General features: G+C 62.0%; 18 protein-coding genes. 4 read left to right on the top strand and 14 right to left on the bottom strand.

Features of this window, described 5'->3' with window-relative positions; genetic code table 11:
• Window positions 1–7 precede the first annotated feature (7 nt).
• Window positions 8–3160 (top strand): ComEC/Rec2 family competence protein, encoded by a 3153-nt coding sequence (locus tag HUV26_RS16305; RefSeq protein WP_174411197.1) that lies wholly within the window; start codon window positions 8–10, stop codon window positions 3158–3160.
• A gap of 100 nt (window positions 3161–3260) precedes the next feature.
• Here HUV26_RS16305 and HUV26_RS16300 read toward each other — a convergent pair whose 3' ends face one another.
• Complete coding sequence (locus HUV26_RS16300) at window positions 3261–3632, bottom strand: response regulator (RefSeq protein WP_174411196.1); 372 nt, start codon at window positions 3630–3632, stop codon at window positions 3261–3263.
• 317 nt (window positions 3633–3949) lie between these two features.
• Here HUV26_RS16300 and HUV26_RS16295 point away from each other — a divergent pair, with 317 nt between their 5' ends.
• Window positions 3950–4183, top strand: coding sequence for a ubiquitin family protein (locus tag HUV26_RS16295; protein ID WP_174411195.1), 234 nt, complete (start codon window positions 3950–3952; stop codon window positions 4181–4183).
• 65 nt (window positions 4184–4248) lie between these two features.
• Window positions 4249–5154, top strand: coding sequence for a PP-loop family protein (locus HUV26_RS16290; protein ID WP_174411194.1), 906 nt, complete (start codon window positions 4249–4251; stop codon window positions 5152–5154).
• Between the two features lie 97 nt (window positions 5155–5251).
• Here the strand turns inward: HUV26_RS16290 and HUV26_RS16285 are convergent, their stop codons facing one another.
• The 5 genes from HUV26_RS16285 to cls form a co-directional block, all read right to left on the bottom strand.
• A complete protein-coding gene (locus tag HUV26_RS16285; protein WP_174411193.1) occupies window positions 5252–6553 on the bottom strand; it encodes a TRAP transporter large permease in 1302 nt (433 codons plus the stop codon).
• 3 nt (window positions 6554–6556) lie between these two features.
• On the bottom strand, window positions 6557–7057 hold the full coding sequence (locus tag HUV26_RS16280; RefSeq protein ID WP_174411192.1) for a TRAP transporter small permease: 501 nt from the start codon (window positions 7055–7057) through the stop codon (window positions 6557–6559).
• Window positions 7058–7380: 323 nt separating this feature from the next.
• The gene (locus tag HUV26_RS16275) at window positions 7381–8400 is read right to left on the bottom strand and encodes a TRAP transporter substrate-binding protein (protein ID WP_174411191.1); all 1020 of its coding nucleotides are present in this window, start codon (window positions 8398–8400) and stop codon (window positions 7381–7383) included.
• A 305-nt stretch (window positions 8401–8705) separates the two neighbouring features.
• A complete protein-coding gene (locus HUV26_RS16270) occupies window positions 8706–9623 on the bottom strand; it encodes a zinc dependent phospholipase C family protein (protein WP_243451423.1) in 918 nt (305 codons plus the stop codon).
• Window positions 9624–9907: 284 nt separating this feature from the next.
• Window positions 9908–11350 carry a cardiolipin synthase gene (gene cls / locus HUV26_RS16265; protein ID WP_174411190.1) on the bottom strand — a complete coding sequence of 481 codons (1443 nt, stop codon included), beginning with the start codon at window positions 11348–11350 and terminating at the stop codon, window positions 9908–9910.
• 196 nt (window positions 11351–11546) lie between these two features.
• Between cls and HUV26_RS16260 the strand changes: the two genes are divergently transcribed.
• The gene (locus HUV26_RS16260; protein WP_174411189.1) at window positions 11547–12626 is read left to right on the top strand and encodes a M24 family metallopeptidase; all 1080 of its coding nucleotides are present in this window, start codon (window positions 11547–11549) and stop codon (window positions 12624–12626) included.
• Between the two features lie 30 nt (window positions 12627–12656).
• Here the strand turns inward: HUV26_RS16260 and HUV26_RS16255 are convergent, their stop codons facing one another.
• The 8 genes from HUV26_RS16255 to HUV26_RS16220 form a co-directional block, all read right to left on the bottom strand.
• Window positions 12657–13655, bottom strand: a complete 999-nt coding sequence (locus tag HUV26_RS16255; RefSeq protein ID WP_174411188.1) for a KpsF/GutQ family sugar-phosphate isomerase — start codon at window positions 13653–13655, stop codon at window positions 12657–12659.
• A 563-nt stretch (window positions 13656–14218) separates the two neighbouring features.
• Window positions 14219–15796 (bottom strand): cation:proton antiporter domain-containing protein, encoded by a 1578-nt coding sequence (locus HUV26_RS16250; RefSeq protein ID WP_174411187.1) that lies wholly within the window; start codon window positions 15794–15796, stop codon window positions 14219–14221.
• A 108-nt stretch (window positions 15797–15904) separates the two neighbouring features.
• Complete coding sequence (aspS, locus tag HUV26_RS16245; RefSeq protein ID WP_174411186.1) at window positions 15905–17725, bottom strand: aspartate--tRNA ligase; 1821 nt, start codon at window positions 17723–17725, stop codon at window positions 15905–15907.
• 302 nt (window positions 17726–18027) lie between these two features.
• Window positions 18028–19266, bottom strand: coding sequence for a histidine--tRNA ligase (gene hisS, locus HUV26_RS16240; RefSeq protein WP_174411185.1), 1239 nt, complete (start codon window positions 19264–19266; stop codon window positions 18028–18030).
• A gap of 187 nt (window positions 19267–19453) precedes the next feature.
• The gene (locus HUV26_RS16235; RefSeq protein ID WP_174411184.1) at window positions 19454–20206 is read right to left on the bottom strand and encodes a class I SAM-dependent methyltransferase; all 753 of its coding nucleotides are present in this window, start codon (window positions 20204–20206) and stop codon (window positions 19454–19456) included.
• Window positions 20207–20611: 405 nt separating this feature from the next.
• Entirely contained in the window at window positions 20612–21514 is a 903-nt protein-coding gene (locus HUV26_RS16230) for an ADP-ribosylglycohydrolase family protein (protein WP_174411183.1), read from the bottom strand.
• A gap of 213 nt (window positions 21515–21727) precedes the next feature.
• Window positions 21728–22714, bottom strand: coding sequence for a DMT family transporter (locus tag HUV26_RS16225; RefSeq protein ID WP_308483166.1), 987 nt, complete (start codon window positions 22712–22714; stop codon window positions 21728–21730).
• Between the two features lie 373 nt (window positions 22715–23087).
• Window positions 23088–24506 carry a MerR family transcriptional regulator gene (locus HUV26_RS16220; protein WP_174411182.1) on the bottom strand — a complete coding sequence of 473 codons (1419 nt, stop codon included), beginning with the start codon at window positions 24504–24506 and terminating at the stop codon, window positions 23088–23090.
• Window positions 24507–24614: the final 108 nt, after the last annotated feature.

The following is a 24614-nucleotide window of genomic DNA, read 5'->3' as shown; positions in this document are numbered from 1 at the left end:
GGATGTCATGCCGGATGTCATGCCGGACGCCACACCGGACGCCACGCCAAACCTGCCGTCCCTGCTTCCGTGGCAGTTCGCAGTGCTGGCATGGCTGTGCGGCATATGGTCCGTGCGATTTCCCGTGCCCGCCCTTGTGGCGGGCACGCTGCTTTTCGGAGCCTGCCTGCGGCCCCGGTATGGCACGTCCGCTCTCCGCCAGCATCTTTTCCACCGGCTCCACCGGGTCAGCCGCCTCCTGCCCGCCCCTCCGCCAGCCCCTGCATCCCCCCGCACCGTCCTCCCCACGGCTGCCGCCATGCTTCTGGCACTGTGCACAGGTATAGGCGCGGCACACCTTGCCCTGAACGCCCCACTCCCCACGCCCGGTTTCATGGACGCGCGCGAAAAGGTACGCATCACCGGCACCGTGTATGCCGTGCAGCCTGCCATGGCGGAGCGTTTGCAGGTTATTCTGGATGATGTGCGCTGCCAGCGCGACAACGGAGAAACCGTTTCCCTGCCGGGCCGCACCGTGTGGACATGGGATTCGCCCATGCCCGCCACCATGCCGCGCATAGGGCCGGGACAGCAGGTCTCGCTTACCCAGCGCATCAAGCCCGTGCGCGGCTTCCTGAACCCCGGCACGTGGGACAGCGGCCAATACTGGCGCGATCAGGGCGTGCTCTGGCGGGTATGGTCGCGGGGCAGCGGCTATGATCTTGCCATCTCCTGCACGCCTTCCGCCCTGTGGCAACTGCGCGAAACCCTGCGTACGCGTACCCTGAATGTTCTGGCGCAGGGCGCAGGCCCGCATAAACCAATCTCCGGTGCGGCAGCGGCCCCGGAATCTGATATGGCATCCGGACTGGTGTCCGGTCTGGTAACTGGTCAGGTATCCGGTAAGGCATCTGACTTGGCATCTGGCGCGACGCCTGGCCCGATCTCTGACGTAAAATCTGGCGTGACGTCTGACATGACATCAGGCCCGACGCCTGGACCGACACATAACCCGGCACCTGAACCGGATATGGCACCGGACCTCGCGCCGCACCTTACGGCAGACAAGCAACTGACCGACACCCCCCTGAGCGTTGTGCCCGCCCTGCTGTTCGGCGACCGCTTCCACATCACCTATGACCGCATGGAACAGCTCTCGCTGGCCTCCGTGTCCCACTCCCTCGCCCTTTCGGGAATGCACCTCGGCGTACTCTCCGGTCTGGGCTGGTGCCTTGCGTGGCTTGCGGGCCGCCTTTGCCCCGCCATTCTGCTGCGCCTGCCCCGCCCCAAACTCGCGGTGCTCTTTGCGGCACCGCTTGTGGCGGGATACGTATGGCTCGGCGGCGCAACCCCCTCGCTCCTGCGTGCCGCCCTCATGTTTGCGTGCTGGGGCCTGCTGCTGTGGCGCAACCGCCCGCGCGTGCTGCTGGACGGCGTGTTCATGGCCGTGGCCCTCATCACCCTGCACAACCCCCTCGCTCTGTTCGACCTGCGGTTGCAGCTTTCCGCCCTTGCCGTGCTCTCGCTGGCCCTGCTTCTCAACCCCGTCAACGCAGCGCTGCGCCGCCTGCCCCCGTTCCGCACTATACACACTGACAAAAGGGTACAGGCCCCGCACGGTCTTCCCGCAGGCTCCCTTTCCGGCGCACAACGGGGGCTGTTCCATACTTCAGCAAGCATTTCAGGCCGCGTTTCGGGGCTTGGCCACCTGCTGCGCAACGGCACAGCCGGGCTGCTGGCCGCCAACCTGTGCATACAGCTCGGCATGCTGCCCGTGGTGGTCTGGAATTTCAACACCGTCAGCCCATGGTTCCTGCTCAACCTGCTCTGGCTGCCCGTGCTGGGCATGATCACGCTTCCCGCCAGCCTCGCGGGGTTCGCCTTCAGCCAGATGGCTGCCCTGCCGCTGGCAGATGCCACGCAGGCCATGGCGGCATGGAGCTTCCGGCTCGCCGCCCAGCCCGTCACCCTGCTCTTTGACGGGCTGGATGCGCTCCAGCAGGCCGGATGGCTGCGCCCGCATCTGTCCCTGCGCCCGCACTGGCTTTCCATAACCGGCTACTGGTGCGTGCTGCTCTTTGTGGCTACGGCCTTCACCCGCCACAGCCGGACTGCGGCAGCGGGCATGCTGCTGGGCCTGTGCCTGCTCTGCGCCCCGCTTGCAACGCGCCTTTCAGACGCCACCGGCCCCCTGAACGGCGGCACGGGCGGCGTCTCCCTTACCCTGCTGGACGTGGGCCAGGGGCAGGCCGCCCTCATCACCCTGCCCCATGAACAACGCATCCTCGTAGACGGCGGCGGCTTCGGCCTTTCCGGGTTCGACACAGGCAAATCACTGGTGGTACCCACGCTTACATGGCGCATGCCACCCGCGCTGCATGGCATCGCCAACTCCCATCCGGATACCGACCACCTGCAAGGCCTCATCTATCCGCTGCGCCACGCCCGCGTGCAGCGTTACGCAGGGAACGGGCAGCCCGGCTCCCATGCCAATGAAGGCCTGCTCAGCTCCGCTCTGGCTTCGGCAGGGTTGTCGCATGAGGCCTTGTATGCAGGCGATGTGCTGTGGGAAGACAACGGCTTGCGGCTGGAAGTGCTGCACCCCCCGCGCCGCAGTGGGCAGGCGCGCAACGCTGCCGGACAGGAGAAACCCCTCTCCGCCAACAACGCCGCACTGGTGCTGCGCCTTGTGCATCACGGGCGCGGTCTTGCGCTGCTCATGGGCGACCTTGAACGGCAGGGCCTGCGGACCCTGCTGGGCTCCGGGGCAGATCTCTCCGCCGAGGTGCTGGTGCTGCCGCATCACGGGGCGCGTTCCAGCCTCATGCCGGAACTCTACGCGGCAGTGCGCCCGCACTACGCCATAAGTTCCACGGGGCAGCTTAACCAGTGGAACTTCCCCTCCCCGGCGGTACGTGCGGCTCTGGCGGACATGGGCATCCCCCTGTACGATACGGCCCGCCACGGACAAATCCGCGTGCACTGGCCTTCGGGCTCCCTGCCCCTGCGGGAACAGACTGCAAACCTGCCACCGGGAACACCCGCTGGACAGCCGGAAGCAAAAACGCAGGCAAAGGCGGACACCATGCCCGCACATTTGGCCGGAAAAGACTCCGCGCAACAAGGGAATACCCCCCCGCCGCGCCTCACCACGGTCACAGGCGCGCCTCCCCTGCCGTAGCCGCGCCGCACGCAGGAAAAAAAAGAACGGCACCCCGCAGTGCTGCGGGATGCCGCCAGATGCCGGCGTTCAGGCTCCCCTCTAAATGCCGCAAAATTCCTTACATGCCGTTCTTTTTCACAGATTGCGCCACCCTGAGCTTAAGCTCCGAAAGGTCTACAGACTTAACCACATAATAGTCCGCCGCAATGGATTTAAGATCGTGCTGAAAACTGTCGTATGCCGTGCTGAGTATGACGGGCAGCTCCTGATCCTTGCCGCGTATCTGCTGCAGCAGGTCCAGCCCGGAAATGTCGGGGCCGAGCTTGATGTCCAGTATGACCACGCGGGGCTTTTCCCGCTCTATCACCGCAAGGATGGACTCCTGCCCGTCCGACGTGGCGACGACGTAGCCGTCCGCTTCCAACTCTTCCTGATAGAGCATACGGATGTGCTTTTCGTCATCGACAACGAGAATCTTATTGCTGGACATGGAAACCTCCACGGGAAAGCCGTCTCTCTGGGTTCTCGGCGCTCTTGGGGTTCACGGGCGATGCGCGCACAGTATATCTCACCCGCCGGAGATACTCCGGGCAATTATTTTCAGGTAATATCCTTATAGTATTACAGGAGCGCGTGCGTGACAAGCAACCGCACGCGAAAAGGGGAAATTCTCCCCCGCAGGGCACGGCATCACCCGCCTTGCCAATCACCCAGATTCGCGTAAGTTCCCCCTCAGGCAGAAACCGGCAAAGCCCATCCCGCTTCGCAATGCGGTATGGCACAACCTCAAACTCACCGGAAATTCGCATGACCCATCCACCAGAACACCAGTCCCCTGCGCCGCGCGGCGTAACGGTGCTCCTCCAGCCTTCAGGCAAAACCTGCGTGGTGCCTCCCAAGCCCGTGCATGTGGTGCTGGCGCAGCTGAACATTCGCCCCACCACGGTGCTGGTCATCCGTGAAGGCGGCCTGCTCACCCCGGACACAGCCTTGAAAAACGGCGACAGCATCATCGTGCGCACCGTGGTTTCCAGCGGCTAACCCCCTTCACCGGCCCGGCTTCCCTTCAAAACGGGAGCCGCACACAAGCAACAAGGATACCCCCCATGAAATGCAAACGCTGCAAAGCCCCGGCCGTGGTCGCGCTGCCCAGCCACAACACGGGCTTCTGCCCCGACTGCTTCGACCTGTTCTTCACCCGGCAGGTGGAGCGGGGCATACATTCCGAAAAACTCTTCACGCATGAAGACCGCATCCTCATCGCCCTTTCCGGCGGCAAGGATTCGCTCGCCTGCGCCCTTGTGCTCAAAAGGCTCGGCTACAATGTGACCGGCCTGCACATAGACCTGTCCATCCCCAACAGCTCGCAGGCCGCGCGCGGCACCGTAGAGAGCTTCTGCTCGGAGAACGGCATTCCCCTCATCGTCAAAGAGATGGCGCAGGAAGGGCTTGCCATCCCCGATGTGAAGAAGCGGCTGAACCGGCCCATATGTTCCGCCTGCGGCAAGATCAAACGCTACTACTTCAACAAAACCGCGCTGGACGAAAACTTCACCGTGCTCGCCACCGGACACAATCTGGATGACGAAATAGCCCGCCTTTTCTCCAATGTGCTGCGCTGGGACGTGGGCTACCTCAGCGATCAGGGTCCCCTGCTGGAAGCCGACAGCGGCTTTGCCCGCAAGGTCAAGCCCCTGTTCCGCCTCTCGGAGTATGAAACGGCCAACTGGTCCTACCTGCAGGGCATTCCCTACCATTACGCGCCCTGCCCCTATTCGCAGGGGGCCAGCTTCACCTCCTACAAAAAGCTGTGGGCCGATCTGGAAGAAGAGATGCCCGGCCGCAAGCTGGCCTTCTATCTGGGCTTTCTGGAACGCGGCAAGGCACCCTTTGTGCGGCAGGAAGCCGTAACAGGCGACACCCTCGCCCCCTGCACCTCCTGCGGCTACCCCACCTCGGCAGAGGTCTGCGGCGTGTGCCGCATCCGCGATGCCGTGGCCCAGCAAGATTAGTCGTATACCGCTCCTGCAAACAGAAAAGGCCCGCTGCGCAACCACGCGGCGGGCCTTTCTTCATTCGTGAGCAGGATGTTTTCTTCCTGTATCCCCCCTACATCATGGAAGGCAGCCACGTGGCCAGACCGGGGAACACCAGCAGCAACGCCACGCAGAACACATAGGCGGCGATAAAGTATCCCACGCCCCGGAACACGCGGTCTATGGGCACTTCCGGCGCGGCAGACGCCACCACAAAAGCCGTCACGCCCACGGGCGGCGTAATGGCCCCCATGGTCGTCACCACGGTGATAAGCACGCTGAACCATATGGGGTCGTACTGCATGGCCTCCACCACGGGAAAGAAAATGGGAATGGTCACCAGCAGCAGGGCCAGGGCGTCCATAATCATGCCGCCCACCGTATAGATGCCGCAGATAAGCAGGATGATGACCACAGGCGGCAGGGCAAGTCCGGCAATCCACTCCGCCACGGCAAACGGAAGATGCGTAACGGCCAGAAACTTGCCGTAGATGACCGCGCCCAACAGAATAACCATGATCATGGAGGATATGCGCAGGGTGTCACTCACGGAGTTGATGAACTTGCGCACGCTCATGTGGCCGGAAACGGCGCTTATGAGCAGGGCCAGCGCGGCCCCTGCCGCCCCCGCCTCCGTGGGGGTAAACAGGCCGAAGAACAGCCCGCCCATAACCAGCAGAAACAGCACCACTATTTCTGCGGAACCGGGCAGCGAGGCAAATCGTTCACGCCACGTGGCGGTCGGACCGGCAGGCCCCCACGAGGGATGACGCTTGCACAAAAACATGATGGTAAACACAAACAGGCACATGAGCAGCATACCGGGCAGCAGCCCGCCCATGAACAGCTTGGCAATGGATTCACCCGTCTGCAGCCCGATGACAATAAGCACCACGCTGGGCGGAATAAGCACCCCCAGCGTTGCTCCGGCCGCCACCGTGCCTGTGGAAAGGATGGCGTTGTAGCCATACTTGCGCATTTCCGGCAGGGCCACCGTAGACATGGTCGCCGCTGTTGCGGTGTTAGACCCGCAAATGGCGGAAAAGCCCGCACAGGCCAGCACCGTGGCAATGGCTATACCGCCCTGAATATGCCCGAACCACGCATACACGGCCTTGTACAGCCGCTCGTTCACCCCGGAGTGGAAGCATATCTGCCCCATGAGGATAAAGAAGGGAATCACGGTCAGGCCGTAGCTGGAAAAAACGCTCCACACCTCTCCGCCCAGCATGCTCATGGCGGGACCGCGCCCCATGACCATGGCGTAGCCGCCAAGGCCGATAACAGCCATGGCAAAGCCCACAGGAATGCGCGAGATGAGAATAGCCCCCAGCAGAACAACAACGGAAAGCAGGCCAGCGGTTACGGGCTCCACAGCCTACACCTCCTCTGCAAGAAAAACAGTTTTGCAGAAGGCCACCACCAGCACATACCCCATGGCCAGGCACCCCAGCGCCACGGCCTGCACAAAGGGATAATAGACTATCTGGAGCGTTTCCGAGAGTTCACCCATATCCACAATAAACGCCGCAAGCCCTTCCAATTCCACAGCCGCATAGAGGAAAAACGCCGCAGAGGCCAGATGCACGGCGGCATCAAGGGCCAGCCGCACCCTGCGGCTGAACCGGGCTATGAAAAAGGCCACAAAGATGTGGCTGCGCGACTGCTGCGCATAGGCCAGTGAAAAAGCAGCCACCACCGCCCCCATAAAGCCTATGAGCTCAAAGGTGCCCTTCAGGGGCGCGCCAAAGGCCCTGCCTACCATGTTCCAGCAGGCAAGCAGCATCATGGCGGTAAGGGTAAGCCCCGCAAAAATCGCCAGCACGTGCGAGATACGCGCGCCTGTCCTGTCCATAAAACCCAGCAGGGAATGTTTCATACTCTCGTCTTCCGGTTTCTTCCGGCATTCTTCCGGCTTTCTTCCCGCCGCATCTGATTGCGTGGGCCACTTCTTTCCAGCTCTGGTCATTCCTGTCCAGTTTTAGCCAGTCCTGCCCAATTCTGCCCAATTCTGCCCGGTTCTGCCCGGTTCTGCCCGGTTTGGCTCAGGTTCGGTTCAGATTCGGGTCGGGGGCCTCATGCGGTCATAATGTGGCACGGTGCGCGCGCCGCCAGCGGGCGCGGGGTTATAAAAAGCCGTGTCCGCCCCGGCGCAACCGCAGGGGGTTCGCCGGGGCGGACGGCATATGTCTTCACACGGGGTTATTGCTCGTAGGTGGCCTTCAGCGCCGCCACATCGTTCAGCACGGCCTGCGCGTCTATACCGGCCTTGGCCGCTGCGGCAATCCACTCGTCAATGAGCGGAGCGGTAAGTCTGGCAATCTCGGCCTGCACCGCATCATCAAAGGTATACACTTCCACGTTGTAGGTTTCCTTGGACCACGCAAGGGCGGTCTCCACGTGGGTGTCCATATACTGTCCGGTCCACTGGGCCTGCTCGGCGGAAAGGTCGTCAAACACCTTCTTCACGTCCTCGGGCAGGCTGTCCCAGCGCTTCTTGTTCATAATCACCGCAAAGGGATACACAGGCAGGTTTGCCACGGTTTCATACTTGCACATCTCGGCAAACTTCATGTCTTTCAGCACCTCAAAGGAGGTGAGCAGACCTTGGATAATACCCTTCTGCACGGCTTCCGGCACTTCGGGCATGGGCATGGATACCGGAGTGGCTCCCAGGCGTTCCAGCACGGAGGAAATAAGGCCCGCGCCGCGGATTTCCGTACCCTTCAGATCCGCAAGGGTGCGGATGGGCTTCTTGGCCATGAACTGAGAAGGGGCCGATGTGAACATGGTCAGCACCTTCACCTTGTCCAGTTCCGCAGGCTGGTGCTTGGCGTACAGGTCCCAAGCCGTGCGCGAGGCGGATTCCGCAGAGGTGAACCCGTGGGGCAGTTCCATGACGCTGAGCAGCGGGAACACGCCGGGGTGGTAGGCAAGGCTTATACAGCCTATGTCCGCCTGTCCCTGCATGACGCCGCGCAGCATGTTCTTGGCGTCCAGCAGCGTGGAACCGGGATAGGTGGTCACCTGCACCACGCCGCCCGTGCGGGTGGCCACTTCCTGTGCCCAGCGCTCCATCTGCACACAGGGGAAGGTGGGTGCCGGGGGGAAGTTGGCATACTTGAGGGCGATTTCAGAAGCCTGCGCCCCGGAAACAGCCATGAACGACATCACGAAAATCATCATAAGGGCAGCAATGCCCGCCCGCAGTCCTTTCATCATGCTCTCCCTCGCTCTCCCTCTGGTGCTAGGTTCCTCGCGGCCACGCGCCGCCTGCCGCCTTTTCGCGCAAACGGGCACGGCAAAGGCCCATGCCGGTACATCCGGCATGGGTCTGCATACCCAAAGAGCACGGGCTAAAGCAAGGTCTTTTTACAAAAACGGAAGATGCAAACCGGGTGCGTCCGAGTGTTTCCGGGCGCTTCCGAGTGCTTCCGGGTGCGTCGGCTCCCCCCGGCTCACCCCAACTCGGCCCAGTTCTCCCCAGTTCTGCTCAGTACTGCCCAGTTTTGCAAGGCCCCGTGCGGCTAGATGCGCATTCCCAGAGGCGAACGCGGCAACGCCGCCAGTCCCGCAAGGGCGGGATGCAGGGGAAACCGCAGCGGAAACGGTTTGCGAAAGGCAAGGGGGGCGCGCCCGCAGCACAGGGCCTTGGCATCGCGCAGCGACTGCTCCCCAATGGGGTCCAGCCCGGTAACGGGCGAATCATACGGGTCGGAAAGCACGGAGACCACTGCCCGCAGGCTGGCGTCCATCATGGAACCGAACAGTTCCGTATCCTGCGCCTCCGGGGCAATGCGGCGGAACAGTCTCAGCGAGGTGCGCCACGGCATGCCGCCCGCCAGTGCCACGCTGTGCTTGAACACCTGCTTCTTGAGCATAAACGGCACCCTGCCCGCGCTGGTGGCGCTGCACAGGGTGGTATCGGCATCCTTGGCGTGGGCATTTTCAAACAGACGCAGGGCAATGCGGGTATCCCAGCGCACCAGCCGGTCTGCCTGTGCCTCAATGTACACATGGCTCAGCTTGCCGGAGCCCGGCGTGGCACTGAGCATGGCGGGCACATAGTTGTTATGCGCCACAATGTCTGCCGCAAGGTGCGAAAGGTAGCCCAGCGCATACGCCTTCAGGCGCGGTGCGCGTGCGCTGTCCAGCAGCTTGCGGCCCGTTTCCCAGTTGTGGCTGTGGCCCGGCTTAAAGGCGCAGCCCTTGCCGATGAAGATATCGGCAGAAAGGCAGCCGTACAAAAAGGCTTCCCTGTGGGATGCGATGAGCTGTCCCGTCAGGGCGGGCAGCACTCCGGTGTTGGCAAACAGCCAGTTGGCGGTGGCCATATGCACGCCCGGCCCCCATGCGAAGGCATCAGCGGGAACAAGGGCAAGCACGGCAGCCATGCAGGCAATGGCGCAGAAGAACAGGCCTCGTGCGCGGGAGGGGTGTGTCATCTCTGAACATTCTCCGGGGAACCCGCGTAGCGTTCCCTGTGGTTTGCGCAAGCCATCATGCGGTGCGCGAGGCAGGATAGTAATACTCCAGCGCGCCGTGTCAACACCATTCCGCACGCCACAACATACAACATTTCAGCATGTTACGCAGACACGCCTGCCCGCCTCCCGCGGGCGTGCAAAAAGACCAATAGTTAAGCCAGATTGCGCCTGCCGCGCCCGCAGCCCCTGTCTCGCTCTTTTCCCGTATGTCGGCAAAAAAAGGACAAAATGGATCGTTGCGGCTACATGTAGGGAGAAAAAAGCCAGAAAAAGGCGTCCCGCAACCGTACAGGCAGAGAGCGACTGTCCACCTCCTCCAGCGTCACCTCGCGGGATGCGCGCTGAATCCTGTCAAAGTGGCGGCTCATCTGGCGGCCCATGTTCACATCCAGCACTTCCACCGTAAGCTCAAAATTCAGCCGCAGGCTGCGCGGGTCCATGTTGGCGGACCCCACATGCAGGTAGCTGCCGTCCACGATGAGCAACTTGGTATGACAGAACGGCGGCGGCTGGTAGAACACGCGCACCCCGCGTTGCAGCAGTTCCCAGAGCATGTTGCGCGTGGCCCAGTGCACAAAGGGCAGATTGTTCTTGCCGGGCAGCACGATGCGCACGTCCACCCCGCGCAGCACGGCAGATTGCAGCGCGCTCATCAGGTCGCGCGAGGGCAGGAAGTAGGGCGTCATTATGCGCACAGACCGCCGCGCCGTGGAAATAACCGCAATGATGACAGAGGCCATCGGGTCCAGCGGATTATCCGGCCCGTCGGTTATCACTCTGCACAGGCAGTCGCCCTCGCACTGTTCGTGTATGGGCAGCGGGGCGGTGTATCTGCCGGTGGCAACCCCCCAGTCTTCCAGAAACGCGCCCTGCAACTGCGCCACAACAGGTCCCATGAACCGGAAGTGCACATCCGTAACGCGTCGGGGATTATCATTATCCGCCAGATGTCGCCTGCCTATGTTCATGCCCCCGGTAAAGCCCACCAAACCGTCCGTCACCAGCACCTTGCGGTGGTTGCGCAGGTTAATGCTTAACTGCGGGGGGATGAGGCGCGGCGGCAGGAATATGGCCACCGGAACCCCCTGCCGCCGCAGCAGGGTCGAGGCACGGGGCCAACTGTATTTCTCGCCCACGCCGTCAATAAGCACCCGCACGTCCACGCCACGTCGCACGGCGCGGGCAAGGGCATCCACAAACGCCCGGCCCTGCGGCCCTGTTTCCATGATGTAGGTAGAAAGATACACGCATGTCTGCGCCTGTTCTATGGCCTGCAACATGCGGGGAAACGCCTGTTCGCCGTTAAAGAGCGGCTCCATGCAGTTGCCCCCGCACAGCGGCATGCCCGTTGCCGAGCGGCCCACCCGCTCAAATTCACGGTAACGCGGGGGAATATGAAACTCGTCCAGCGCGCCCACGGGCACCAGCGGTTCCGGTCCGCCATGCAGCCATTCCCTGCCCACATGCTGTGCCAGTGCCTCTTCCCGCAGCTTCAGCGCGCTGCGGCGCACCCGGTTTATGCCGAACACATAATAGAGCAGCGGTCCGGCTATGGGAAAGGTCAGGCACACCGCCACCCAGCCCAGCGCGGCGCGTGGTTCGCGCTTGTGCACCAGCGCGTGCCCTGCCACGGCGGCAGCCATAATGAATGTAAGGGGTATGAGCAGCCAGACCAAAGTGTTCATGCGTGGGTACCAAATCGCCCCGTCAGGGTTTGCCGGAAGCACACGCAACCCGCCGTGCACCTTCCAGATTTGTGCCTCCATGCTAACGGCATTCGGGTACAAAATCCATCCTTCTTGCAAGACGGACCAATATAGGGGAAGGTTCGTCCTTAATCGCAACCTCCGGGCCACGCGCCCGCTGCATACAGGAGCCGCCATGAACACTGCCCGCTATACAGAACGCCGCGAACGCCTGCGCGCCCTCATGCGCGAAAAAGACCTGGACGCCCTGCTCATAAGCCACGAGGCAAACAGATACTATCTTTCCGGTTTCGAACTGCACGACCCGCAGAAGAATGAGACCAGCGGCTACCTTCTCCTCACGGCAGACGGTAAAGACTGGCTGTGCACAGACGCCCGCTACAAAGACGCCGCCGCCCGCCTGTGGGACCGCGATCGCATCTTCATCTACACCGGGCGCACCGCCGCAGAGATGAACCAGCTCATCAGGGAAACGCTTCCCAAGGCAGAGGGCGTGGTGGGATTCGAGGCCAAGTCGCTGAGCGTGGCCTTTTTCGAACAGCTTTCGGACGGGCTTTCCATGACGCGGGCGGACGGGCTTGCGGAGCAGTTGCGCATCATCAAGGAACCGGAAGAGATAGAACGCCTGCGCCGCGCCTGCGCGCTGAACCACCAGCTCATGGAGTGGGTGCCCTCAGTGTGCCGCCCGGGACGCACGGAAGCTGCCGTGGCGTGGGATATAGAAAAATTCTTCCGCGAAAACGGCGCCTCGGCCCTGTCTTTCGATTCCATCGTCGCCGTGGGGCCCAACGCCGCGCTGCCGCACGCCATCCCCGGTTCAACCGTCATCACCGACAACTGCCCCGTGCTCATAGACGTGGGCTGCCGCGTGGACGACTACTGCTCGGACCAGACCCGCACCCTCTGGGTGGGCGACAGGCCCACCGATGCCTTCCGCCGAACCATGGACCTCGTACGCAGGGCGCAAGTCGCGGCCATACGCGCCATGCGGCCCGGCATGAAGGTGGCGGAAGTCCATGCCTGCGCGCACAAGGTGTTTGCCGATGCAGGCGAGGCACCGCACTTCACCCACTCCCTCGGCCACGGCATAGGGCTGGAAACGCATGAAGCACCGGGCCTGAGCCCCCGCGTGGATGCCGAACTCCGCCCCGGCATGGTGGTCACCGTGGAACCGGGCCTCTATTACCCCCAATGGGGCGGCATCCGCTGGGAATACATGGTCCTGGTCACGGAAGACGGCGTGGAGGTGCTGTAGCGGCGCGGAAATTGCCCCGCAAAGGGGCCGTTACCGCCCGCTGAACTTCACGCCGCCCTTGCCCAGCAGGTCGTGCAGGTGGATGACGCCCGCAAGCGACATATCCGGCTGCACCACGGGCAGCACGGTTATGGCCCGCGCCTCCATCACGTCCAGAAGCTCCGCCACGGACTGCGCGGGCGTGGCATGCAGCGGGCTGCGTACCATCAGGGTATGCGCGGGGGCATCCATGTCCATGATTCCCCGGCACAGCATGCGGCGCACATCGCCGTCGGTAATAATGCCGGAGAGCCTGCCCGCAGCATCGGTCAGAATCACCGCGCCCAGCCTGCCCGCGTCCAGCACCTCAAGAGCCTGCCGTATGGAAACGCTCTCCGGGGCGCAGGGCGCATCGGCATGCATGAGGCTGCTCACCCGCAGTGAGAGCCGCTGCCCCAGCGAACCGCCGGGATGATACTTACGAAAATCGTCCGCCGTGAACGACTTCCAGTGGATAAGACACACGGCAAGGGCATCGCCCACTGCCAGTGCCGCCGTGGTGGATGCCGTGGGCGCAAGGTCCAGAGGGCACGCCTCGCGGGGCACGCCGGTGTCTATCACCACATCGGAAAGCCTGCCCATGGTGGAATCCGGCCTCCCTGTCAGGCTGACGATGGAAACCCCCAGCGACCGCATGGTCGGCAGCACGGCGTTCAGTTCGTCCGTCTCGCCGCTGTTCGATATGGCGAGCACCACGTCCTCATTGCGGATCATGCCCAGATCGCCGTGGGCACCTTCCACCGGATGCAGAAAAAACGAGGGCGTGCCTGTGGAAGAAAAGGTGGCGGCAAGCTTGCGTCCCACAAGGCCGGACTTGCCCAGGCCCGTCACCACCACCCTTCCGGCGCACTGCGCCAGCAGGGTCACGGCGTCCACAAACGGCCCGTTCAGGCGGTCGCGCACAGCCTTCAGGCCTTCTATTTCAATATTCAGCACGTCCTGACCCAGTTCAAGCCAGTCGGTGCGGGGGGCGCATGATGGATGCTGCATTATGGTCCGAATGCCTGCACAGGCGGCTGCCGCAGGGCGGCGCGCCGGGTGCGGCGGGTTGTTCCACGCGTAATGGCGCGGGGTTGTCTCTACGCAGGGGGACTATAGTCCCTGATGACACGAAGGGCAACAGCCGCCGTTTCCGTTCTGGGTCTGCAAGGCGCAAGAACGGTGCAGGACCGCTGCGTATACAGACATACGAAGGGTCTGCACCGTTCGCGGCAACACAGCAGACCGCCCTTTTTCAACATCCTGTAACATCCCTCAACATCCATCAACATGCACAGGCCGTTCAAAAAGGGCGGGATGTAAGGCGCAAGAACGGTGCAGGGCCGCTGCCTATACAGACATACGTAAGGGTCTGCACCGTTCGCGGCAACACAGCAGACCGCCCTTTTTCAACATCCTGTAACATCCATCAACATCCATCAACATGCACAGGCCGTTCAAAAAGGGCGGGATGTAAGGCGCAAGAACGGTGCAGGGCCGCTGCGTATACAGACATACGTAAGGGTCTGCACCGTTCGCGGCAACGCAGCAGACCGCCCTTTTTCAACGGCCTGTCATGCGGTGAGGAAACAGCCTTCCATAGCCTTGCGGGCAAGCCCCTCGCCCGCCTGCTCGTACATGTTAAAGGCGGTGCACACTCCTATTGCCGAAAGTTCTTCCACTTCTTCCGGATAGCGGGCTATGGCGGCAACCTGACACTCAAAGCCCAGATTCTTCAGCTGATGGGCTGCGTACATGTTGCCCTGATGGTTGGGCATAGCCAGAATCACCAGTTCAAGCCCGGTGTCGCTGCGCAGCTTCAGCCAGAATTCTGTGTCGCAGGCATCGCCCAGCAGCACGTTGCGCCCCTGGCTGCGGTTAAAGTCCACGCGTTCCGGCGTGTGGTCCACGCCGCAGATGCTTTTCCCGAAGGTGGGCACCAGCCCGTCGTAGGCACCCGCGCCTATGCGTCCCATGCCGAAGACAACCGCGCGCACGGACCCCAGATCAATAGGGGCATCGTGCGGATGGCAGAAGCCCCGTTCAAAGCGGCGCAACCAGCCGAACATGCTGCGGTACACTTTTTCGGAATGGGTGCTGAGCGGAGAAGATACCGCAAAACTCAGGCTCACGGTCATGGCCATTACCAGCAGCCAGTCCTGCGAGAGTATCCCCTGCCCTGCCGCAATGGCGGTGACGATGAGGCCGAATTCGGAATAGTTGGTCAGCGAGAGCGAAGAGAACAGGCTGGTACGCGCACGAATGCCGAACCAGCTCACAATGGCGTGATAGATTCCCGTCTTCACGGGCAGCACAAGGCACAGCAGCACCGCCACCAGCAGCATCTCCCCTGTGGGCAGCCCGCCCATGCCCACAGACAGGAAAAAGCCCACCAGCATCAGTTCCTTGAACCCGAACAGTGCCTTGGAAAGTTCAGACGCCCTGCGGTGTCCGGCAATGAGCACGCCTACAACCAGAGCTCCCAGGTCGGGCTTCAGCCCCACCAGCGAAAATCCTTCAGCCCCTACGCCCAGCGCAATGAACAGTCCGCACAGTATAAACAGCTCGCCCCTGCCCGCCACGTCCAGCAGCCTGTAGAACACCGGCCGCAACAGCGGCAGCGCAAGCACGCACACCGCCCACGGGCTGGGAATCTTGCCCTCCGAGGCACTGAGAAACAGCACCGCAAAGAGGTCCTGCATGATCAAAATGCCTATGGCGATGCGCCCGTAAAAGGCGGTCAGGTCGCCCTTGTCTTCCAGCACCTTCACCGCGAACACCGTGCTGGAAAAGGACAGCGCAAAGCCGAGTATGACCACCGTGGCCAGCGACATTTCCATGAACGGCGCGCCCAGCCCGAACTGAAGCAGCAGCAGAACGCCGCACATAAACACGGTGGTGACGATCATCTGGACCGTCGTGCTTGCCCATATTTCCGCCTTCAGCAGCCCGCGCACATCCAGCTTCAGCCCTATGGAGAACAGGAGCAGCGTAATGCCCAGATCCGCCACAAAGTCCAGCCCGGGGGGCGGGGTCAGCCCCGCCATGTTATAGGCGAAACCGGCCACCAAAAAGCCCACCATGGGCGGCAGCCCCACCCGCGAGAGCACAAGCCCGAAGGCAAAGGCAAAACTGACCAGAATAACAAGCATCCCATCCTCCCGTGCATATGCGAGAAGACGGTCTTCCGCCCGGACTCCCCCGTGGCGGCGCGGCCGTCTTCCCGAATTGTTCCGTCCCGGACGGTGGTTTAGAAAACCTTACTCCGTCTTGGCCTCACGCAGCCGCAGACCAAGCTCGCGCAACTGACGTGCGGAAACCTCAGAAGGCGCGTCCGTCATCAGGCAGGTGGCCTTCTGCGTCTTGGGGAAGGCAATAACATCGCGTATGGACGGCGACCCCGTGAGCAGCATCACCAGCCGGTCCATGCCAAAGGCAATACCGCCGTGGGGCGGCGCGCCAAATTCAAAGGCGTCCATAAGGAACCCGAACTGCTTCTGCGCTTCCTCGCGGCTGAAGCCCAGCGCGTCAAACATGTGTTCCTGCTGCGCCCGGTTGTGTATGCGTATGGAACCGCCGCCCACCTCGCTGCCGTTCAGCACAAGGTCATAGGCGCGGGCTTTGGCCTTGCCGGGGTCAGAAACCATCAGCTCCTCCTGTCCCACCTGCACGGCGGTGAAGGGATGGTGGCAGGCCACATAGCGCTTTTCTTCCGCATCGTACTCAAACAGCGGGAAATCTGTCACCCACAGGAAATTGAAGGTGTTCTCCGGAATAAGCCCGAACCGGCGCGCCACTTCCAGCCGCAGATTGCCCAGCGCGCTGTTGCACATATCCGGCGCACCCGCCTGAAAGAACACAATATCACCCACCTCAAGCCCCAGTGCCTCGGTCAGGTTCTGCTTTTCGCCGTCGGAAAGGAACTTGGCAAAGGGCGACTGCCACTCGTCCGCCTTGATCTTGATCCACGCAAGCCCCTGTGCGCCGTATATCTTCACAAAGTCGGTGAACACATCAATTTCCTTGCGGGAAAGCTCTCCCCCGCCCGGAATGCGCATGGCCTTCACCATCTCAGCCTTGGCAAACACCTTGAACTCGGACTCACGGAAGATGCCGCTCACTTCCTTCAGCTTCAGGTCAAACCGGGTATCCGGCTTGTCCACGCCGTAGTCGCGCATGGCGTCTTCATAGGTCATACGCGGGAAGGGAGCCGTAAGCTCCACGTCCAGACACTCCTTGAACACGCGGGCAACCAGCCCTTCGGCCATGGTCTGCACCTGCGCCTCGTCCACAAAGCTCATTTCGATATCAATCTGGGTGAATTCCGGCTGGCGGTCCGCACGCAGGTCTTCATCGCGGAAGCAGCGCACAATCTGATAATAGCGGTCCATGCCCGCCACCATCAGCAACTGCTTGAAAATCTGGGGCGACTGCGGCAACGCGTAGAACATGCCCTGATTGACGCGGCTGGGCACCAGAAAGTCGCGCGCACCTTCCGGCGTGGACTTGGTAAGGCACGGCGTTTCCACCTCAAGGAAATTCAGTTCGTCCAGATACCGGCGCACCGCCTGCGCGGCGCGGTTGCGCAGGATGAAGTTGCGGGCCAGCTTGGGACGGCGCAGGTCAAGATAGCGGTATTCCAGACGCAGGTTTTCGGAGGCATCCACCCGGTCTTCAATCTGAAAAGGCGTGGTACGCGCGGTGTTCAGCAGCTTCCATTCAGAAACATACACTTCCACCTCGCCCGTCACCATGTTGGGGTTGGTCATGCCTTCCGGGCGGTGGCGCACCACGCCCTTTACGGCAAGCACGTATTCCGTACGCAGAATATAGGCGTTCTCATGGGCGGCGGCGTTAAAATCCGGGCTGAAGACCACCTGTGTAAGCCCCGCGCGGTCGCGCAGGTCAATGAAGATAAGCCCGCCATGGTCACGGCGAAACTGCACCCAGCCCATAAGGCAGACTTCCGCGCCGATATTATTGGCATTCAGCTCGCAGCAATTGTGGGTGCGAACCCAGTTACCAAGGGGCTCAACGTACTGCTGGTGATCCTGCTGAATATCCACGATCTGGTCGCTCATTGTCATTTCCTCATGACCTGCGGACAGTCTTGTCCTGTTAAGTTTGTTGTATCGTTTGTTAAGGCAACCCGTTCTGCGGGCCGCTCAGGCTGATAACAAAGCATTTTGTGTTTCTTTTGCCGCCGGCGGGCAGGGAGCTGAGCCCCCTGCACCCCACGTAAGCGAGAAAAACCGTTTTTTGACTTCTGCCCCGGCTTACCGTGAATGGGGAAATTCGAAACACTGGGTTTCTCAACTATCCGGATGGTCCGCTATGCAGACCCTGTATAATCTTTACAATCCAGCCGGTCAGGCGAGGCGGCTTACACGTGCGCGGCAATATCCGCCACGGGCACCACGGCCTGTTCACCGGAGGCCATGTCCTTGACCACAACCGTGCCGTTCGCCAGCTCGTCGCCGCCTATGATAAGCACCTTGCGGGCGTTCTTGCGCCCTGCCTGCCGCATCTGGGCCTTCATGGATTTGGCCGCAAAGGCTGTCTCGCCGGTCCTGCCCGCCGTGCGCAGGGTCTGCGCCAGCATAAGCGCGGTTTCCAGCCCCGCAGGGTCCAGAATGGCGATGAAAAAGTCCGGCTGCGCAACCGTGCGCTCTCCGAGCATAAGCGCCAGACGCTCCATGCCACAGGCAAATCCCACACCCGGCACGTCCGGCCCGCCAAGCTGGCGGATAAGGCCGTCATACCGCCCGCCACCGGCCACCGACGCCTGCGCGCCTATGGAACCGGAAACCACCTCAAAGGTGGTACGGTTGTAGTAATCCAGCCCGCGCACCAGCCGCACGTTCTGCACATAGGGAATGGCGGCCCGGTCCAGCACGGCCAGCACCTTGGCGTGGTGGTCCGTGCAGACGGCGCAGGTGTGCTCCACAATGGTGGGCGCATCCTTGGTCAGCGCCTTGCAGCCCGGCACCTTGCAGTCCAGCACGCGCAGGGGGTTGGTTTCCATGCGGCGGCGGCAGTCCTCGCACAGGGCACCAGCATCCAGCCCCGCAAAAAACGCCTTGAGCGCGGCATTATACTGCGGGCGGCATTCGCGGCAGCCAAGGGAATTTATCTCCAGCGAAAGCTCTGTCAGGCCTATGCGGGTAAGAAAGGTCATGAGCATAAGAATGACTTCCGCATCGGCATACGGCTCGTCAGGCCCCAGACATTCGCAGTTTATCTGGTGGAACTGGCGCATGCGCCCCTTCTGCGGCCGCTCGTACCGGAACATGGGACCAAAGGTAAACAGCTTGGCAACCTGTTCCTGCGCATGCACATTGGCTTCTATGTATGCCCGCATAACTCCCGCCGTGGCCTCGGGCCGCATGGTCAGCGAGCGCCCCTTGCGGTCGTCGAAGGTATACATTTCCTTCTGCACCACGTCGGTTTCATCGCCTATGGAGCGCTTGAACAGCTCGGTGCGCTCCAGAATGGGCGTACGCAGCTCGGTGTAGCCGTAGCTGCCGAACACCTCGCGCCCCACGCCTTCCATAAAGGTAAAGGCATCGCTCTCCGGCGAGAACATGTCCGCGAAACCCTTGATTTTCTGTACGGTGCTCATATGAACCTATCCCGGAATCTTATGCGTTGCATCGCGCGCCCGGCGCGCCGTTCCGCGCAGAAGGCGCAGAAACAGCACTGCATAGTCCAATGGTGCGGAATTGTCAAAAGTGTAAACGCATCCGGCCCCGGCGGACGCAAACCGGCGGAAGAAAAACCTATGTCGGAAGAGACGCGGCAGAAAACCGCTACGGGCTGGGAACAGGCTTAACGGCCACGGGCTTGGTGCGCGCGCCTATCGGGGTAAAGGTCTCCACATTGCACAAATCCACGCGAATGCCCGCGTAGGAACCCAGTCCGTAAGGCAGCAGCATGGTGTTCAAATAACGCCACGGCATGCTCCTGCGCCATGTCAGCGGCGGGCCGGGCAGCACAGAGCGCATGGTCAGCGGCATTTTTGCGCCTGCCGCCCTGCGCACCATGGAACGCATGCGCACCGGCGTGAACCATGTGGCCTTGCAGAGCATGGAGGCATCATTGCAGGGGCACAGGCCACGGGTGAGATAATACAGCGACCATTTATTCAGCATGGTCACCACCACCCCGCGTGCCGCCACGCGAAAGGCCTCTTCCAGCACGCGTTGCGGATTCTCTGCAAATTCCAGCACGGTGAGCAGGCACACATAGTCGAACTGACTGTCCGCAAAGGGCAGATGCTCGGCATTGCCCACGTGCAGGTCCGCCCGCTGTCCCATGCGCCTGCGTGCCGCAGCCAGCATGGCGGGCGAGGCATCAAGCCCGGTCACGTCAAACCCTGTCTCATACAGGGTTTCAAGCGCCAGTCCCGGCCCGCAGCCCACATCCAGAAACGAATGCCCCCGCCGAGGCCAGCCGGAAATAAGAAACTCCAGCAGCCGCCTCTCCGCACGCAGGGCAAACGCGCCCTCCGGCGTATCATACCATTCTTCGTAGCGGCGGACGGTGTCCTTGTCATTCCACATGCTGGCATCCATATGTGCGCAGAGCGCGGTTGTCCGTATCGGGCGGTATCATGTTTCTTCCCGGCAGCCTTACTCCTTCGGCGTGGCGGAATTGTTACCCATAAACAGCCGCATGTCACGCGGAGTTCGCCCTGCCCCGCCGGACACCGCGCCGGAACCGGCACAGGCAGGCAGCCCGCCTGAAATGTCAGCAGAAACGCCATGCGGCAGACTGCAGTGTGGTTGCTTCAGGCAAGGCCAGAAGGAAGGAAGACGCGGCGCCCCGATCCAAAGACGTGTCAGAGAATACCCAAGATGCCAGAAAGAACCGGGCAAGAGAGGAGGCTACCCAAACGATGCGTAAACCAACATCCGCCGGAACGCAGAGCAGCAACCCGTGACAGGGGATCTGCCCGGAGACGCACCCTAGAGAACCCGGCCAAGGCACTGCCGCAGGAACGGCAGGCAGGTCAGCCCGTTGCACCACGCGGGCGCACAGGCCAGTTCACCGTGGCGCGCCCCCAGAATAAGGCCCGCCATAAGCCCACGGGCGCAGGAGTCGCCCCCCGCCATCACGTTCTCCACCAGCGCATCCTGCGGGGTGTCCTCGTAGCGGGTCACCAGATGCACCACCCCGTGAAAGGCAGCCTTCATGCCGCACGACTGCCCGAACCGGGCAATGGCCATGCGGGCGTCCTCGTCGGCAGAAAGGTAGGTAAAGGCCAGCCAGTCTTCGGCGGGCAGGTGCGCGTATCCGGCCTCTGCCGCCGCGTCCAGTGCCTCGCGCACGGTGGCACCGCCCAGCACCCCGAGCACGGTGCGGGCAAAAAACTCCGCCCCGTCCGCCACCAGTGGAGAATTATGCGTCATCAGGGTCTGGGCACGGGCGGCAGCCACAAGGGCCGCCGCATCATCCCCGTGCACGGTGAACAGCGGGGCAATGCGTGCGGCCGCGGAAAAATCGGAAGAAAGCGCACCGGACCGCTCGGGAGGCAGCCCCTCGTCAAGATTACGCAGGGTTTCGCGGGTGGCGCGGTCCAGATACCCGTCATAATCCTTCATCCGCGCCTGCCATGCGGTGCAGAAAGCATGCAGGTCAAACCGCCCGGCGGCGGTTACGGTATCCAGCAGCACCAGCACCTGATCCCCGTAGTGGGAAAGGTCGCCCGCTCCCCGGTTGGGGTGGTACTGGGTCAGCGTGGGCGGCAGCAGCGTGGATACCCGCCCCAGCGCGTCTTCAATGCGTTTCTGGTCGTACTCCCAGTGCGCGCCCATTGCCAGCGAATCTGCGGCAAGCGATGTCAGAATGGCGGCATGCAGGTTGGCCATATGCAATCTCCGTTGCAAGGGGAATTGTTACAGGCGGTTGCAATACATAGACGTCAGTATACACCAGCCTTCCGCATTTTGTCACGGAAATCCGTTCCCATCGCACGAAAGAAACGGCAGAAACACCGTTTCCGCTTATGAAAATGCATACGTGTACATGCATATCATGAAGACATGGAATGCCGACGCAGCCGCAACGCTGCACAGAACCGTCTATCGCTGGGTAAGATACACACCCAGCAACACCAGAACGGACGCCAGATACTGGGTAGGCGTAAGCGTTTCGCCCAGAATGAGCCACCCCATCACAAGGGTCGCCACGGGAATGAGGTTAATCCATGCCCCTGCCTGTCCCGCCGGAATCTTGCTCACCCCGTAGTTATACAGGCCGTATGCCCCGATGGTGATGACCGTGCCCAGATAGACCACGCTGAGCGTGGCATCCGGCGGAAACTCCGCAGGCATCTGCGTGGTGGGCAGAAAGAGCAGGGGAAAGAAGAACACAGTCCCCGCCGTGCACTGGGCGGCGGTGATGAACAGGGGAGGATAATAGGCAGAAAGCCGCTTGGCTATGACCACATAGACGGCGGCAGACGCCATGGCCAGAGTTTCCAGCGTATTGCCGAGCAGCGGATTGGGCGCGCTTTCCGTGGATTCCCCGGCAAGAGAGAGCCACACCACGCCGCTGCTGGCGAGCAGAAAGCCGCCCCAGACCCTGCGGGAAAGCCGCTCCCCAAGAAAAAAGAAGGCTCCCAGCGCCACGAAGATAGGCATGGACGAGGCAATCATCCCTGCCTGCGAGGCAGAGGTGTAGCGCAAGGCGTAGGCTTCCAAGATGAAATAGATGCACGGTTCGCACAACGCCATGAGCAGCAGGGGCTTCCAGTCTCCTTTGCGCAGCCGCACCCGCCTGAGTTGCCGCCACGCAAGACCGAAGGTGCAGGTGCCCAGCAGCATACGGAAAAACACCACCACAATGGGATCATACCCGCCCACGGCAACCTTCATGGCAATGTAGGAACTGGCCCACAGCATCATGGCCGTAAACAACGCCACGGAGGGCAGCATGGCGGAATCCGCGCGAAGGTTCATCACTATCCTCTGAGTCTGACCGGAAAAATTGTCTGCGGGATACGGAAATGCGGGAATACGGGCGCAGTACCGCACGGCAATGCCTGTGCAGGCGCGTCCTTCTTCCATGCCGCGCCCCGTTCGTCAAGGTCCGCAACAGCCCCCCCATCACCGCACCACCGCATCACTGTACCATCGTACCATCGCATTATCGTACCATCGTACCATTGTATGGGAAGGGGCGGGCCAGAGCGTGCAGTACCGGCGGGGCATGGCTCCGTCCGGCATTCACGGCGGCGGGAAGAATTAAGGCACCCGCCCGCAAGCAGCCGGGCTTTGCCGGAACAGGTCAGGCCTTATGGCGTTGCGGGCAAGCACCACGCGCCGTTCAGGCCGGTTTTCAAAAGGGCGCGGGGCGCATCCTAGCACCCACTGCCACCGGGCACCTCGCGGCAGCACCGCCGACCGCATTTTGCAACAGCCCGTGCGGCGCACCGCCTTGCTACTGCTCGTATATCCTGTTGATGAAATTATACATCTCCACAGGATTCTCGTCCCGGCCGTTAATCATCAAGTGTTCGATAAGCGCCACATTGTTTCCCCGCGGCGTCGTGGTCTGTTCCACCAGCAGGGCAAGGGTATGCGACTCCGGCGCATCCTTCTGTTCCAGCGTCATGAGCCATCCGTTATCGGTAAGTTGCCAATTAGAAGTGTACCGTAACAGGCCGGTATAATGACTCATGAGCATGGCCTTCAGGTCGTTTATGGAGAACCTGCCCCTCGTCCTGCCCGCCACTCCCAGAAACTCGCCTTCCGGTGACTGTATGACCAGCGGCATGGTGAGCAGGGAACGCGGCGGCTCCTGCGGACCGGCAGCCACAACAGGCCGCGCACCGCTCTCAGGCTCTGCCTGTGCCGGGTCAGACACGGCGTCCGCTGTTTCCAGCGTATATTCGTTTACATCTCCGTACGCATTTCGTATACGCACCACCTTGCCGAGAGGACGTTCCGACGGTGCCTGCGCCGGAGCGGATGCCCGATCAGAAGATTGGCCAGAAGACTGATCAGACGATTGGCCGGATGGCGAAGCGGATGTTTGGCCGGATGTTTGGACGGATGCGTTCTGCGCAAGGTCAGACGGCGTTGCCCCAAGGCCGGACTCGCCACCGGACTCACCAACGGACTCACCGGGCACAGCAGATGCCTCTGTGCTGTTCCCGGAAGCCTCTGCACGTTCCCCGGACGCGGAAGAACGCTGCTCCGGAGCCCGCTCAGATGACACAGCAGGCGAATCCGCAGTTCCGGCAAAGGGTGCGGCGGCAAGGGCTGCCCCCTCCAGACGCTCCAGCAGGGCGTTGGCACGGGCCATCCACGCCTCGGCACCGGGCAGGGAGTACATGTTCGGACCGGTGGCTCCGTTCCCGGCTCCGTCTGCAGTCCCGGCAAACGTCCCGCCTGACGTCCCTGCGGCCGCCTTCGGGGCAAGAACCTGCGCCAGCCTCTCCAGCGTGCCTTCCATGGCATCCATGCGCCGGACAATGGCGTCCTGCTTCATGGTCAGGTTCACCATGCTCTTTGCCAGATTGCTCATGGCCTGCGTATAGTCCTGCGGCAGCTCCACTTCCATGGGGCCGCCCGCAGGCATGACGGGGGCCTGCTCCTGTTCCGGTTCAGGCGCGGGGCCTATCCACGGAAAATCCTTTTCCAGCCGGGCCCGCACCTCCGGCACGGCCATACCCCGGCCAAAGAGCTCGCGGATGCGCAGGCACACCGCGCCCGCCTGCTCCGTAAACCGGATGGGCTTGCCCTCGTTGGCCACGGGAATGCAGTCAGGAAACTTGCGGCGGTAGCTTTTCACCGTGGTTTCAGAAACGCCCAGCAGCCTGCCAAGCTCTTTGTGGGTAAAGGTCTTTTCGCTCATGGCACCCTTTCTTTCCAATATGGTATAAGTACACGCTCTATCGTAACCTATCGGTAAGCTTTTATGGCTCCGGCGTCAACCGCGCCCGCGCGGCATACGGTCATCAGA

The organism is Desulfovibrio psychrotolerans, assembly GCF_013340305.1.
Classification (GTDB): Bacteria; Desulfobacterota; Desulfovibrionia; order Desulfovibrionales; family Desulfovibrionaceae; genus Halodesulfovibrio; species Halodesulfovibrio psychrotolerans.
Note: the sequence above shows the minus strand (reverse complement) of the source record. Positions and strands in the feature narration are given on the sequence as shown.